The sequence below is a fragment of the Kitasatospora sp. NPDC040550 genome (genome assembly GCF_055594965.1).
Map to the genome: position 1 here is coordinate 501,365 of NZ_JBVIWC010000001.1, position 14,190 is coordinate 515,554.

15 protein-coding genes are annotated in these 14,190 nt (G+C 75.1%); 9 read left to right on the forward strand and 6 right to left on the reverse strand.

The features are described from left to right. Positions 1-5: 5 nt before the first annotated feature. From ACZ58X_RS02250 to ACZ58X_RS02260, 3 genes are all read right to left on the reverse strand, one after another. Positions 6-644, reverse strand: coding sequence for a GNAT family N-acetyltransferase (locus ACZ58X_RS02250; RefSeq protein ID WP_470331759.1), 639 nt, complete (start codon positions 642-644; stop codon positions 6-8). A 277-nt stretch (positions 645-921) separates the two neighbouring features. After that, positions 922-1,329 carry a hypothetical protein gene (locus ACZ58X_RS02255; RefSeq protein ID WP_470331760.1) on the reverse strand — a complete coding sequence of 136 codons (408 nt, stop codon included), beginning with the start codon at positions 1,327-1,329 and terminating at the stop codon, positions 922-924. Positions 1,330-1,332: 3 nt separating this feature from the next. Further along, a complete protein-coding gene (locus tag ACZ58X_RS02260) occupies positions 1,333-1,890 on the reverse strand; it encodes a universal stress protein (protein ID WP_470331761.1) in 558 nt (185 codons plus the stop codon). A gap of 211 nt (positions 1,891-2,101) precedes the next feature. Between ACZ58X_RS02260 and ACZ58X_RS02265 the strand changes: the two genes are divergently transcribed. From ACZ58X_RS02265 to ACZ58X_RS02295, 7 genes are all read left to right on the forward strand, one after another. Next, positions 2,102-2,395, forward strand: a complete 294-nt coding sequence (locus ACZ58X_RS02265; RefSeq protein ID WP_470331762.1) for a hypothetical protein — start codon at positions 2,102-2,104, stop codon at positions 2,393-2,395. 62 nt (positions 2,396-2,457) lie between these two features. Continuing rightward, a complete protein-coding gene (locus tag ACZ58X_RS02270; protein WP_470331763.1) occupies positions 2,458-2,805 on the forward strand; it encodes a GntR family transcriptional regulator in 348 nt (115 codons plus the stop codon). Beyond that, positions 2,802-3,806 carry a DUF1648 domain-containing protein gene (locus ACZ58X_RS02275; RefSeq protein WP_470331764.1) on the forward strand — a complete coding sequence of 335 codons (1,005 nt, stop codon included), beginning with the start codon at positions 2,802-2,804 and terminating at the stop codon, positions 3,804-3,806. The genes ACZ58X_RS02270 and ACZ58X_RS02275 overlap by 4 nt, the downstream gene beginning before the upstream one ends. A gap of 104 nt (positions 3,807-3,910) precedes the next feature. Then, on the forward strand, positions 3,911-5,722 hold the full coding sequence (locus ACZ58X_RS02280; RefSeq protein ID WP_470331765.1) for an ABC transporter permease: 1,812 nt from the start codon (positions 3,911-3,913) through the stop codon (positions 5,720-5,722). Between the two features lie 13 nt (positions 5,723-5,735). Further along, positions 5,736-7,055, forward strand: a complete 1,320-nt coding sequence (locus ACZ58X_RS02285) for an ABC transporter ATP-binding protein (protein ID WP_470331766.1) — start codon at positions 5,736-5,738, stop codon at positions 7,053-7,055. 133 nt (positions 7,056-7,188) lie between these two features. Continuing rightward, a complete protein-coding gene (locus ACZ58X_RS02290) occupies positions 7,189-7,944 on the forward strand; it encodes a hypothetical protein (protein WP_470331767.1) in 756 nt (251 codons plus the stop codon). Positions 7,945-8,019: 75 nt separating this feature from the next. Further along, complete coding sequence (locus tag ACZ58X_RS02295) at positions 8,020-8,859, forward strand: SAM-dependent methyltransferase (RefSeq protein WP_470331768.1); 840 nt, start codon at positions 8,020-8,022, stop codon at positions 8,857-8,859. Between the two features lie 45 nt (positions 8,860-8,904). Here ACZ58X_RS02295 and ACZ58X_RS02300 read toward each other — a convergent pair whose 3' ends face one another. Both ACZ58X_RS02300 and ACZ58X_RS02305 read right to left on the reverse strand, forming a co-directional pair. Continuing rightward, positions 8,905-9,567, reverse strand: a complete 663-nt coding sequence (locus tag ACZ58X_RS02300) for a response regulator (RefSeq protein WP_470331769.1) — start codon at positions 9,565-9,567, stop codon at positions 8,905-8,907. Beyond that, positions 9,564-10,754, reverse strand: a complete 1,191-nt coding sequence (locus tag ACZ58X_RS02305) for a sensor histidine kinase (protein WP_470331770.1) — start codon at positions 10,752-10,754, stop codon at positions 9,564-9,566. Before ACZ58X_RS02305 ends, ACZ58X_RS02300 begins: the two co-directional genes overlap by 4 nt. Before the next feature lie 125 nt (positions 10,755-10,879). On the opposite strand from ACZ58X_RS02305, the gene ACZ58X_RS02310 reads away from it, so the two are divergent. Next, positions 10,880-11,791 (forward strand): ABC transporter ATP-binding protein, encoded by a 912-nt coding sequence (locus tag ACZ58X_RS02310; RefSeq protein WP_470331771.1) that lies wholly within the window; start codon positions 10,880-10,882, stop codon positions 11,789-11,791. Between the two features lie 8 nt (positions 11,792-11,799). Continuing rightward, positions 11,800-12,621, forward strand: a complete 822-nt coding sequence (locus ACZ58X_RS02315) for an ABC transporter permease (protein ID WP_470331772.1) — start codon at positions 11,800-11,802, stop codon at positions 12,619-12,621. On the opposite strand, the gene ACZ58X_RS02320 is transcribed toward ACZ58X_RS02315, so the two are convergent. Further along, positions 12,584-14,164 (reverse strand): MFS transporter, encoded by a 1,581-nt coding sequence (locus ACZ58X_RS02320; RefSeq protein WP_470331773.1) that lies wholly within the window; start codon positions 14,162-14,164, stop codon positions 12,584-12,586. The two genes, ACZ58X_RS02315 and ACZ58X_RS02320, sit on opposite strands and share 38 nt — an antisense overlap. Between the last annotated feature and the right edge of the window lie 26 nt (positions 14,165-14,190).

Genomic DNA, 14,190 nt, shown 5'->3' on the forward strand with positions numbered 1-14,190 from the left:
CGCCGTCACGGTCGGGGCGGGCGCCGCATCGTCCAGAGGGTCGGGCCGTCGCCGGGCAGCCGCACCTCCTCCAGCACCTCGAACCCGAAGTGCCGGTAGAGGGCGAGGTTCTCCTCCTTGGAGGACTCCAGGTGGACCGGCAGTCCGGCCGCGTCCGCCCGGGCCAGCCCGGCGCGCAGCAGCGCGGCGCCCTCCCCGCGGCCCCGGGCGGCCGGGTCGGCGCCGATCACCGCCAGGTACCAGTGGGCCTCCTGCGGCGCGTTCGCGGCGGCGGCCTCGACGCAGTGCCGGAACCAGTCGGCCCGGTCCCCGAGCAGGGCGGCCAGCGCGCGGATCGTCCCCTCGTCCGGCACCGCCTTGTCCTGCGCCTCGGGTGCCACCCAGAACGCGGCGGCGTGCCCGGTCCGCTCGCACACGCCGTGCGGCAGGTACTGGCGGGTGAGCAGCGTGGTGAAGTAGCCCTCCAGGGCGGCCGGGCGGGCGTCGGCGTCGGGGAAGAACCAGCACATCATCGGATCGTCCACGAAGGCCCGGGCCAGCAGCCGGGCCATCGCCCCGACGTCCTCGCCGGTCGCCGCCCTCGGCCCGCCCGGCTCCCTCGACTCCCCGGTGTCCGCGTTCCCGTCCGCATTCGTCATCCGCATACGGACATTCTGCGCGTCCTTATCCCCGCCGACCGGGCGGGGCCGCGCAACTGCCGTGCCCCGGCGTACCCCTGACGGTGCGGACGGTGGCGGTGGAGTGGCCGCTGCGGGCGGCGGGCCCGCGGTCCGAACGTCGGCCACTCCACCGCGGGGCGCCGGGGCGTCCCGCCTTTCACCTGTCCTCCACCGGTCGCCGCGGGCTCCGGAGTACCGGCCGGGGCCCGGGGGTTCGGCGGCAGCCCGTCCCCGCGAGGGGGGCGGGCCGTCCGAGGGCGCCTCAGACCGTACGGTCCAGGCGCAGCTGCGCCACCCGGACACTGCGGCGGGGCAGTGCCGCGGGCAGCGGGAGCAGCAGGGCCGCGGCGGTGAACGCCGCGTAGTGCCAGGTCTCGGGCCAGGTGCCGGACCAGCCGAGCTCGGCGTGCCGGTGCTCGGCGAAGGCGTTGCAGCACAGCCAGGCGGCCAGGCCGACCAGCGGCGCGGCCCACGGGCGGGAGAAGTGCCCGACCAGGACGCACAGCGCCAGGTAGGCCGCGAGCGCGGGCGCCCCGGAGTGCAGGGCGCCGACCCGGCCGAGGGCGAGCGCGAGCAGCCCGCCGCCGAGCAGGGCGGAGGTGCCGGGCGCCGGCCGGTCCAGCACCGGACGGAAGCGGGCGCCGCCGGGGCGCGCCGAGTACATCCGCACCCGTCACCGGCCCTTGGCCGCGAGCGGCTCGGGCGCCGGGGCGACCGGCAGGTGCCAGCGGGCGCGGCGGTGGAGCGCCTCCAGGTCGTGCAGCAGTTCGGGCACCGGGACGACCAGGACGGGGCAGCCGGCCCGGCGGGCACCGTACGCGGACACCGACCGCCGCAGCCGGCGGCGCAGCGGGCCGCCGCTGCGGCCGAGCACCAGCAGGTCGTCCGGCCGGTCGGCGACGTGCACCAGGGCGGGGCCGCTCTCGCCGCGGATCACCACGGGCTGCATCGGCACGTCGGGGCCGTCCGCGCCGAAGGCCGCCTCCAGGGCTTCGTCCAGGCGCCGCTCGGCGGCCTCCCGCACGGCGGCGAGCAGCTGCGGGCAGGGCGAGCGGCGGTAGCCGTGCTCGCCGCCCGGCGGCTCCCAGGCGAGCACCGGCCACAGCACCGCGCCGCGGTCGCGGGCCTCGGCCAGGCCGCGGTGCAGCGCGGCCAGACTGCCCAGTGAGCCGCTGACCCCGACCACCACCCTCGGTGCCGTGCCGTCCTGGTGCCGCCCGTCGCCGTACATGATCCGTCCTCGTGTGGTTCGGTCCTCCGTCAGCCCTCACTCAATCGCCTCCCGGCCGCCCGCCCGGCCCCCGTTGACGCCTCCCTGACGCCCCGGGCGGCGTTCCGTACGCACTCCATACGCGGACCGGCGCGCCGATCCGGTGCGCCCCTCCGGGGGCAACCCGGGCGTTCCCGGGGAGGCTCGCGCCTCGAAGGGTTATGCATCCGGCATGAAAACCACCCTTCGCGCCGTTCTCGGCGTCCCGCTGATGACCGCCGCCGCCCTGGCCCTGACCTGCGTTCCGGCCGCCGCGGCCGGCGGGGACCTCGCCATCGACGGCACCACCCGGACGGATCCCTCCGGCTGCTACGCCCTGGCGGAGGCCGGCAGCGTCGTCGACAACCTCACCGACGCGGCGGCGGAGATCCACTCCGGTGCGGACTGCACCGGGGAGGTCGTCGAGGTGATCGCCGCCGGTGACGACAGCCGCGTCACCGGGGCGCAGAGCCTCTACATCCCCTGACCCGTTCATCCCCCGGGCTACCGGTGGCACCACGATCGGATGGTGCTATCGTCACTAGCACCATGTTGCTGAAGCTGGACCTTGGCGACGCCCGCCCCCTGCACGAGCAGGTGGCGGGCGCGATCAGGCGGGCCGTCGCGGAGGGCGAGTGCGCCCCCGGCGACAAGCTGCCGCCCGCCCGGGAGCTGTCCCGGGCCCTCGGCGTGAACACCAACACCGTGCTGCGCGGACTGCGTGCCCTGCGCGACGAGGGGGTGCTGGAGTTCCGCCGGGGCCGCGGCATCACGGTCGCCACCGACGCCGACAACCGCAGTGAACTGGTCGAGCGGGTACGGCAGTTGGTCGCTGACGCGGCCCGGGCCGGCTACAGCAGGAACGATCTCGTGGATCTGATCAGGGGGATGTCGTGAAGGACGAAGCAGCCGCCGGGGAACCCGCCCCGGAGCGGCCGGTGCGCCGGACGGCGCTGTGGGGGGCCGGGGTCTGGATCCTCGGCGTGACGGCTCTGCTGGTCGCACTGCCGCTGACCGCCCGGGACCGGCTGCCGGAGCAGGTGGCCACGCACTGGAGCGGGAGCCGGCCGGACGGTTCGATGCCGCTGACGGCCGCGGCGCTGTTCCCGGCCGGCGTCTGGCTGCTGGTCGCGGCCGGCCTGGCCGCCGCGCTGCGGTTCCGGCCCGGCCCGGCCCGCGGCGCCGCCGGGCCGGTGCTGGCCGCCACCGGGGTGCTGCTGAGCGGGGCGCAGGCCTCCATCGTGCGCGCCAACCTGGACCGGACCCGCTGGCAGGACGCCGCGCCGATGGGCGTCGAGGTGCTCCTGATCGTTCTCGCGGCCGGCCTGGCGGGCGTCCTGGCCTGGCTGGCGACCCGGCCCGCCGCCGACGGGCCCGCCCGGCCCGGCGGGCCGGTGCTGGAGCTGAGGGCCGGTGAGCGGCTGGTCTGGCTGTCCCGGGCCTCCAACCACTGGATGCAGGTGGTCGCCGCCCTGATGGGCCTGCTCACGGCGGCGGGCCTGCTGCTCGCCGCGGCCGGGCGCACCGAGTCGGTGGACTGGGCGTCGGTGGTCCTCTTCGGCCTCGGCGCCGTCGCCCTGCTGCTCTGCTCCTCCGTCCGGGTCCGGGTGGGCGACGACGGCCTGCACGTCGGCTTCGGCCCGTTCGGCCGACCCGCCCGGCACCTCGCCCCCGAGGAGATCGCCTCCGCCCGGGTCGGCCGGCTCAACGCCCGGCAGGCCGGCGGCTGGGGCTTCCGGGTCTTCCGCGGCGGCACCAGCGTCTTCCTGCGCTCCGGCGAGTGCCTGGTGGTCCGCACCAGGCGCGGGACGGACTTGGTGATCAGCGTCGACGACGCCGAGCGCGGCGCGGCCCTGCTCAACGCGCTCGTCGCACGGGCCGGCACCCCGACCGGCTGACCCCCCGTCCGGCCCGCCGGGCCCCGCACCCGTCCCGTCATCGCCCGGCCCGCCACCCGTGAGCAGCCCTCCGGTGGCGGGCCGGTCCGTCTGCCGCGAGGCTGGTGCGCGGTCGGACCGGCGCGGTCGCCCCCGGCACGGCGGACGAGCCGACGAGCGGACGGACGGTGGTACGGGTGACCGGCGGCAACGGCGGTTTCCCCTCCCGCGGCGTGTGGCGCCGCCCCGGGCTGCGCTGGGTGGACGTCCTGGTCTCCGCCGCCCTGGTCGCCGGACTGTACGGGCTGCTGCGGCTCGCCCCCTCGCTCGACGCGCCGTTCCTGCCCGACCAGGCCCCCGCCACCGTCTCCACCGACCCCGCCCGGCTGCCCTTCTACGCGGTGCGCTCGCTGCTGCGGATGTTCGCCGCGCTGATCGCCTCGGTGCTGTTCACCTTCGTCTACGCGACCGCCGCGGCCCGGATGCGGCGGGCCGAGAAGGTGCTGCTGCCAGTCCTCGACATCCTCCAGTCGGTGCCGGTCCTCGGCTTCCTGTCGATCACCGTCACCGCCTTCATCAACCTCTTCCCCGGCTCCACGCTCGGCCTCGAATGCGCGTCGGTCTTCGCCATCTTCACCTCGATGGCCTGGAACATGACCTTCGCGTTCCACTACTCGCTGGTCAGCCAGCCGCGCGAACTGGACGAGGCGGCCCGAGTGATGCGGCTGACCAAGTGGCAGCGGTTCTGGCGCCTGGACGTGCCCAGCGGCATGATCCCGCTGGTCTGGAACGGGATGATGAGCTTCGGCGGGGCCTGGTTCTTCCTGGCCGCCTCCGAGTCGATCAGCGTGCTCGACCACCGCTACGCGCTGCCCGGCATCGGCTCCTACGCGGCCACCGCCATCGGCGACGGCGACCTGGGCCAGGTCGGCATCGCGATCGGCGTGATGGTCGTCATGGTGATCGGCGTCAACGTGCTGTTCTGGCGGCCGATGACGGCCTGGTCCGAACGCTTCCGGGTGGAGGAGTCGGAGGCCGCCGACCGGCCGCGCAGCATCGTCCTGGACCTGCTGCGCCGCTCCAGCCTGCCGGAGCTGGCCGCCCGCCCGCTGCGGCCGGTCGGGGTCGCGCTGGACCGGGCCACCCGGGTGTTCGGCCTCGCCGAGCACCCGCTCGCCCGGCCCGCCCCCCGGGAGCGCACCGGGGACGTGTTCTTCGCCGGGGCGGTGACCGCCGTGGTCGTCCTCGGCGCCTGGAAGGCCTTCGACTACGTCCACACCAGCGTCGGCCTGGGCGAGTTCGGCCACGCCTTCGCGCTCGGCGCGGCCACCTTCGGGCGGGTCCTGGTGCTGCTCGTGGTGGCCACCGCCGTGTGGGTGCCGGTCGGGGTGTGGATCGGCATGGACCCGAAGGTCACCCGCTACGCCCAGCCGGTGGTGCAGGTGCTGGCCAGCTTCCCGGCGAACTTCCTGTTCCCCTTCGCCACCGCCGCGTTCGTCGCCCTCGGCATCTCGCTGAACCTCGGCTCGGTGCTGCTGATGGCGCTCGGCGCCCAGTGGTACATCCTGTTCAACGTGATCGCCGGGGCCTCCGCGATCCCCAGCGACCTGCGCGAGGCGATGACCGGCTTCCAGGTCCGGGGCGGGCTGCGCTGGCGGGCCTTCGTCCTGCCGGCGGTCTTCCCGTACTACGTCACCGGCGGCATCACCGCGGCCGGCGGCGCCTGGAACGCCTCGATCGTCGCCGAGGTGGTCGACTACGGCGCGCACCACCTGACCGCCACCGGGCTCGGCTCGTACATCGCCGACGCCACCGGCACCGGCGACTTCCCCAGGATCCTGGTCGGGGTGAGCGTGATGAGCTGCTACGTGGTCGCGCTCAACCGGCTGCTGTGGCGCCGGCTCTACCGGCTCTCCGAGACCCGCTACGCCCTCTGAGGAGGCCCACGCGATGACCGCCGCCCCCGCCCGCACCACGATCGTCGAGGCCTCCGCCGTCACCAAGACCTTCACCACCCCGGACGGACGGGCCCTGCCGGTGCTGGACGACATCAGCCTGCACCTGGCCGAGGGCGAGATCGTCGCCCTGCTCGGCAAGTCCGGCTCCGGCAAGTCCACCCTGCTGCGCTGCCTGGCCGGGCTGATCCCGCCCTCCTCCGGGACGGTCAGCTACCGGGGCACCCCGCTGCGGGCCGCCAGCCCGGGGGTGGCGATGGTGTTCCAGTCCTTCGCCCTGCTGCCCTGGCTGACCGTCCAGCAGAACGTCGAACTCAGCCTCCAGGCACGCGGGGTGGGCGAGGAGGAGCGACGCGAGCGGGCGCTGCGGGCGATCGACCTGATCGGCCTGGACGGCTTCGAGGGCGCCTACCCCAAGGAGCTGTCCGGCGGGATGCGCCAGCGGGTCGGCTTCGCCCGGGCGCTGGTGGTCGAACCGGACGCGCTGTTCATGGACGAGCCGTTCTCCGCCCTGGACGTGCTGACCGCCGAGAACCTGCGCAACGAACTGGTCGGCCTGTGGGAGGGCCGCGGGGCCCCGGTCAAGTCGATCCTGATCGTCACCCACAACATCGAGGAGGCGGTGCTGCTGGCCGACCGGATCCTCGTGCTGTCCTCCAACCCCGGCCGGATCCGCTCCGAACTGACCGTCGACCTGCCCCGCCCGCGCGACCGCCGCACCCCCCAGTTCGAGGCCCTGGTCGACACCGTCTACGGCATCCTGACCGGCCGCGAGGAGCAGCCCGCCACCGAACCGGCCGCCCCGCAGGCCGTCACCCCGATCACCACCCCGCTGCCGCCGGCCACCGTCGGCGGGCTGGCCGGTCTGCTGGAGATCCTGCTGGCCACGGGCGGCGAGGAGGGGCTGGCCGAGATCGCCGACGAGCTCAACTTCGAGGTCGACGACCTGCTCCCGCTGGTCGACGCCGCCGTCCTGCTCGACCTCGCCCGCACCGCCGACGGCCGCTTCGCCATCACGGCCGCCGGCCGCGAGTTCGCCGCCGCCGACATCCTCACCAGGAAGCAGCTGTTCGCCCGCCAGGCCGCCCGGCGGGCGCCGCTGGTGCGCGCCGTCGTCCAGTCGCTGGCCGCCACCAGGGACCACAAGCTCCGCGAGGACCTCTTCCTCGACCTGCTGCGCTCCGGCTACGACACCGTGGATGCCCGGCGCCAGTTGGAGACCGCCATCGACTGGGGCCGCTACGGCGAGCTCTACGACTACGACGCGGACGACGCCGAGTTCCGGCTCGAACCCGGCGCCGAGGCCGCGTTGTAGGCGGGGGCCGCGCGGCAGGCCGGGGCCGGGGGTGGAGGCCCGCGAAACCACCCGATTCGGTGGTGGGTCGATCTCCGCTTGCGGGTACACCAGTTGACGGCCAACCATCGCGCTCACCAGCGAGGAGGCATCCGTGACCGACGACCGGAGTGCCGGAAACACCGTTGAATCCCCCGGGCCCGAACAACGACAGACCGTCCAGGACGAACGGACGGTGACGTTCCTGCGCTTCGGCGTCGGGGCGATCGGCATGCTGCTGCCACCGGCCCTGCCGCTGGGCGACTGGCTGGCGGACGAGGTCACCGGGCGGGCCACGGACGGCTTCTGGCCCGCGTCGATGAGTGCCGCGTACTACGGCGGCACCCGGAACGTCTTCGTGGGCGCCCTGTGCGCGCTCGGGGTGTTCCTGATCTGCTACCGGCTGGACCGGCGGGACGACCGGTGGAGCACGGCGGCCGGGGTGTTCGCGCTCGGGGTCGCGCTGTGCCCGACGGCACCGTCGGACCCGACCGGCCTGCAGCGCACCGTCGGGGTGTTCCATCTGGTGTTCGCCGGGCTGCTGTTCGTGATGCTGGCGCTGTTCTGCCTGTACTCCTTCCGCGATCCGCGCTCGGCGCAGCCGGCCCGGGTGGCGACGGCGTACCTGGCCGCGGGGGTGCTGATCCCGGTCGCGCTGCTGGCGGCGGCGGTGACCGGGCTGTCGGGGTTCGGGGCCGACTGGACGGTGCGGCCGGTGTACCTGTGCGAGTGGGTGGCGACCTGGGCGTTCGGTGCGGCCTGGATCGGTGCGGCGGTGGAGCTGGCGGCCGGGCGCGGCGGCCGGGCCGGCGCGCTGCCCCGACAGGCGGTGGGGCTGGAGGTGCGGGGTCCGGAAGCGCCACTCACCTGAACCTTCGTCATACCGTCACACCGGCGAACCGTTACCATGCGCACCAAGACCGGCCGCCCTGGCGCCCGGTGACGGATGCCCGAAGCAACGGGGAGCGAGAGCGTGACGGACGAGCACTACCCCTCGATCGACCTGCGGATGGACGTGCCCCACTCCGCCCGGGTCTACGACTACCTCATCGGCGGGAAGACCAACTTCGAGGCGGACCGGGCCGCCGCGCACGCCTCCGTCCAGGCCTGGCCGGCGCTGCCGACGTCCATGCGGACCACCCGCGACTTCATGCAGCGCTCGGTGCGCCACCTCACCGAGCAGTACGGGGTGCGGCAGTTCCTGGACATCGGCACCGGCATCCCCACCTCGCCCAACGTGCACGAGATCGCCCAGGCGATCGCCCCCGAGGCCCGGGTCGGCTACGTCGACAACGACCCGATCGTGCTGACCCACGCGCGCGCCCTGATGGACAGCACGCCCCAGGGGCGCACCTGTTACGTGGACGCCGACTTCCGGAACCCGGAGTCGATCATCGAGGACCCCCGGCTGCGCGAGGTGCTCGACCTCTCGCAGCCGGTGGCGCTCTCGCTGATCGCCATCGTGCACTTCGTGCTGGACGAGGACGATCCGCAGGGCATCGTCCGCCGGTTCATGGACGCGCTGGCGCCCGGCAGCTTCCTCGCCCTCACCGTGTTCACCGGCGACACCGACCCGGTCGGGGTGGGCGGCGTCGGCCGGGAGTACAACGCCCGCGGCATCCCGCTGCAGATCCGCGACCGGGCCGAGACCGAGGCCTTCTTCGACGGCTACCGGCTGCTCGACCCGGGCGTCGCCCTGGTCCACCACTGGCGGCCGGACCCGGACGCCCCGGCGGTCCGCGACCGGGACATCGCGATGTACGCGGGCGTGGCCGTCAAGGACTGACCCGCACCGACGGGGCGGGGCCCGATCGGCCGGGGCGGGGCCGGGTCAGCCGGGAACGGCGACCAGGCCCGCCTCGTAGGCCAGGATGACCAGCTGGACCCGGTCGCGGGCGTCCAGCTTGGCGAGCAGCCGGGTCATGTAGGTCTTCACGGTGGCGATGCTGAGCACCAGTTCGGCGGCGATCTCGGTGTTGGACAGGCCCCGGCCGACCAGGGTGAGGATCTCCCGCTCCCGCTCGGTGATCACCTCCAGCCGCCGCGCGGCGGCGGCCGGTGCGGGCTTCGGCCGCTGGGCCGCGAACGCCCCGATCAGCCGCCGGGTGACGCTCGGGGCGATCAGCGCCTCCCCCGCGGCGACCACCCGCACCGCGGCGAGGATGTCGTCCAGCGCCATGTCCTTGACCAGGAAGCCGGAGGCCCCGGCGCGCAGCGCCGCGTACACGTGCTCGTCCTCGTCGAAGGTGGTGAGCACCACCACCTTCGTCGGCCCGGCGGCGGCGGTCACCTGCCGGGTGGCCTCGATGCCGTCGGTGCCGGGCATCCGGATGTCCATCACCACGACGTCCGGCCGCAGTTCGGCGGCCAGCCGGACGGCCTCGGCGCCGTCGCCCGCCTCGCCGACCACCTCGACGTCGGTCGTCTCGGTGATCACCATCTCCAACGCGGCCCGCACCAGCGGCTGGTCGTCGGCCAGCACCACCCGGATCATCCGCCGACCCCCGCGGGAACGGGCAGCCGGGCGGCGACCCGGAAGCCGCCGTCCGGGCGCGGCCCGGCCTCGAACTCGCCGTGCAGCAGGGCGACCCGCTCGCGCAGCCCGGCCAGGCCGAAGCCGCTGCCGGGCGCGTCACCGTGGCCCCGGCCCCGGTCGGTGACCTCCACCCGGAGCTCCTCCGCCCGGCTGCGGTCGACGGTCACCAGGCACTCGGCGGCCCGCGCGTGCCGCACCACGTTGGTCACCGACTCCTGGACGATCCGGAACGCCGAGAGGTCGATCTCCGGTGGCAGCGGCCCCGGTTCGCCCGTGCGCCGCACCTCGACCCGCACCCCGGCCGCGGTGGTGGTCGCGGCCAGCCGGTCGAGGTCGGCCAGGCCGGCCGGGACGGTGTCGGACACCTCGCCGTCGGCCTGGCGCAGCGCGACCAGCATCCGGCGCAGCGCGGCCAGGGTCTCCCGGCCGGCCGCCTCGATCTCGCCCAGTGCCTGCTTGGCCCGCTCCGGCCGGCGGTCGATCACCCGGCGGGCCGCGCCGGCCTGGAGGGCGACGATGCCGATGCTGTGCGCGACGGTGTCGTGCATCTCCCGGGCGATCCGCAGCCGTTCGGCGGTCACCGCCTCGGCGGCCACCCGGCTGCTCAAGGTCTCGGCGTGCTCCCGGTTCTGCCGCACCGAGCGCCCGGCCAGCCAGGCGACCAGGGCGAGCAGCGCGGCGCCGTCGGCCGAGCCGATGTGGGTGCCGGTGAAGATGCCGACGGTGTTGCCGTGGACCAGGCCCATGTGCAGCACCAGGAAGACCGCCGCCACGGCGAAGGCGGCGCGCGAACTGCGGCGCGGGGCATGGGCGGTGATCAGGAACAGCGCGACGTACACCGCCAGCAGCGCGGCCGGGGACACCTGGGTGTGGCCGGCCCAGCCGTCGGTCTCCGTCCAGGTGGCGATCAGCAGCACGACGACCGAGAGCACCGGCAGCCGGCGCACCAGCGCCGCGCCGACGAGGGCGATCGCGGTGTCGCCCAGGGTGAAGGCCAGACCGCCGTGCAGGGCGGCGCCGCGGTGCAGCCGGGCGGCGCCGCCGAGCAGCACGGCGGGGTAGGCGGCGGCCACGCACCAGGCGAGGGCGACCCAGGCCTCGGGCGGAACACGCCGCAGCAGCGGGGGCGTCGGTGTCACGGGCATGGATCAAGATCGTAACGACGGGGTCGGGGGCCGTCATCCAACCCTGGTTGTACGACCGGGGCCGACCAGTGGTGTCGACACCGGTCCGATGCGGGGCCCGGGGCTTCCCCGGCACCGTGGTGCCCATGATCGAAGTCATCGAACTGACCAAGCGCTACGGCCGCCGCACCGCCGTCGACCGGCTGACCTTCACCGTCCGCCCCGGGCACGTCACCGGCTTCCTCGGCCCCAACGGCGCCGGCAAGTCCACCACCCTGCGGATGGTGCTGGGCCTGCACGCCCCCACCTCCGGCACCGCCACCGTCGGCGGCCGGGACTTCCGCGGCCTGCCGCGCGGCCTGCGCGAGGTCGGCGCCCTGCTGGACGCCGGGGACGTGCACGGCGGCCGCACCGGCGGCGCCCACCTGCGGGCCCTGGCCCGCAGCAACGCCATCCCCCGGCGCCGGGTGGACGAGGTGCTCACCGAGGTCGGCCTCGCCGACGCCGCCGGGCGCCGGATCGGCGGCTACTCGCTGGGCATGAAGCAGCGCCTGGGCATCGCCGGGGCCCTGCTCGGCGACCCGCCCGTGCTGCTCTTCGACGAACCCCTCAACGGCCTCGACCCCGAGGGCGTGCTCTGGGTGCGCGGACTGTTCCGCCGCCTCGCCGACGAGGGCCGCACCGTCTTCGTCTCCAGCCACATGATGGCCGAGATGGAGCACACCGCCGACCGGCTCGTGGTGATCGGGCGCGGCCGGCTGATCGCCGACGAGAGCCTCGGCGAGTTCGCCGCCCGGGCCGGCCGCTCCGCCGTGGCCGTCCGCGCCGCCGAACCCGAGCGGCTGACCACCGTGCTGCGGGCCGCCGGCGCGACCGTCCGCCCCGGTCCGGACGGCAGCCTCGACGTGACCGGCCTCGACGCCGGCCGGATCGGCGAACTCGCTTTGGAGCAGCGCCTGTTGCTGCACGGCCTGACCGAACGCGGCGCCTCCCTGGAGGAGGCCTTCATGGAACTGACCGCCGACAGCGTCGAATACCTCGCCGGAGAGCCCCGTTGAACACCCCCATGCGCACCTCGACCCCCGTACGCCGCGCCCGCTTCGGCGACCTGCTCGCCGCCGAGTGGCTCAAGTTCTGGTCACTGCGCTCGATCCCCTGGGTGCTCGCCCTCGGCGGGCTGCTCATCCTCGCCGCCAACCTCAAGTCCGCCCAGTACACCCACGACCACTACACACCCGGCGACGGCGACCCGGCGGTGATGAAGCAGGAGGCCCTGAACGTCTCCTTCATCACCGGCTCCGCCGACATCGTGATGCTGCTCGCGGGCGGCCTCGGCGCGATCGTCATCGCGGGCGAGTACGCGACCGGTCTGATCCGCACCACGCTGGCCGCCGTCCCCGACCGCCGGGCCGTCCTGCTCGCCAAGGCGGGCGTGCTGACGGCCGTCCTGCTCGGCTTCGGCTCGCTCACCGCGGGCCTGTCCTTCGCCCTCACCCAGGCGATGCTGGCCGGCCTCGGCATCGGGCAGTCGATCACCGACCCGACCGCCTTCCGGCACGTGGCGGCGGCCGCGCTGTTCGCCCCGGTCTGCGGACTGGTCGGGCTCTGCCTCGGCACCCTGATCCGGCACAGCGCGGGCGCGGCGGTGGGCACCATCGTGGTGCTGTTCTTCCTGCCCTCCGTCGTCACCGAGCGCTACCGGTGGAGCGCCGACCTCCTGCACGCCCTGCCCTTCCCGGCCTGGCTGCGCCTGGCCCGCACCACCCTGGCCGGGATGCGGCCGAGCGAGTACCCGGCCACCGTGGCCGGATCCTGGACCAGCTACGCGGTGTGGGCACTGGCCTCGGTGCTCATCGCGGTGGCGGTGATCCGGCGCCGCGACCACTGACGGGTCCCGCGGACTCCCGGCCGCCCGCTGGGGCCCGGCCCCGACCGCCCGCCTCCCGGCGGCCCGCCCACTCGTCGGCGAGGGCGACCAGCAGGGCCGCCAGGACCAGCCCGGCCGCGACCGTGACGCCCAGTTGGAAGGCCAGCGCCCAGTCCGGACGGCGCCCACCGGCGTGGGCGAAGAAGACCGAGCCGACGACCGCGATGCCGACCGCCGAGCCGACCCGCTGGGCGGTCTGCAGCACGCCGCCGGCGCTGCCCGCGCGGGTCAGCGGGACGTGCTGGAGGGTGAGGGTCTGGTTCGGGGCGATCACCAGGCCGCTCCCCGCACCGGCCACCAGCAGCGGGCCGAGCGTCGTCCAGCCCACCCGCGGCCCGTCCCAGAGCTGCACCGCCAACGCCGAGGCCAGCAGGCCGGCCAGCACCAGCAGCAGCCCCACCACCACCAGCCGGCGCCCGTACCGGCTCACCAGCCGCCCGCCCACCGCGGCCGCCACGCCCGAACCGACCGCGAAGGGGGTGATCGCCAGACCGGCCGTCAGCGCCGAGTAGTGGTGCCCGGCCTGGAGGTAGAGCGTGAAGATGAAGAAGATCGCGGTGAACCCGGCGAAGTACACCAGCGACAGCAGCACCCCCGCCGCGTACGGCCGCACCGCGAACAGGGCCATGTTGACCAGCGGTTCACGCCGCCGCGCGTCCTGCCGCTCCCGTGCGTAGTGGCGCTCCCAGCCGACGAAGGCCGTCAGCAGCACCGCCGCCAGCGGCAGCAGCAGCCAGCGGGCCGGGCTGTGCCACTGCTGCTCCTGGACGAAGGGCAGCAGCAGGGCGACCGTCCCCGCGCCCAGCAGCAGCACCCCGACCGGGTCGAAGTCCCGCTGCCCGGCCCGCTCGGCGGCCGGGCGGGGCGGCGGCAGCAACCGGTAGGCGACCGGCAGGGCGGCCAGGCCGATCGGCAGGTTCACCAGGAACACCCAGCGCCAGCCGTCCTGCGGGCCGAACAGGTGGATCAACAGCCCGCCCAGCAGCGGCCCGACGGCGGTGGACAGCCCGATGGTCGCGCCCAGCGCGCCGAAGGCCCGGCCGCGTTCGGGGCCCTGGAACAGGGTCTGGATGAAGCCGGACACCTGCGGCACCAGCACCCCGCCGGCCGCGCCCTGGAACAGCCGGGCCAGCACCAGCCACTCCTGACTCTGGGCCGCCCCGGCCAGCGCGCTGGCCGCGGTGAACAGGGCGAGCCCGGTCAGGAAGACGGCCCGCCGGCTGCGGGCATCGCCGAGCCGCCCGGCGGGGACGAGCACCAGGCCGAAGGCCAGCGCGTAGCCGCTGAGCACCCACTGCAGGCCGCTGTCGGACATGTGCAGCCCGGCCCGGACGGTGGGCAGGGCGACGTTCACGATGCTGACGTCCAGCAGGGTCATGAACCCGGCGACCAGGCAGACCGTCAGCGCCTGCCAGCGCCGCGCCGCGGCCCGCCCGCCGACGGCGGAGGCGCCGGGCGGCCCGGGTCGCGGGGGCTCCGCGTCGCGGGAGGGTGGGGCGGTCATGGGGAGCCTCCTCCCGGCGCCCGGGG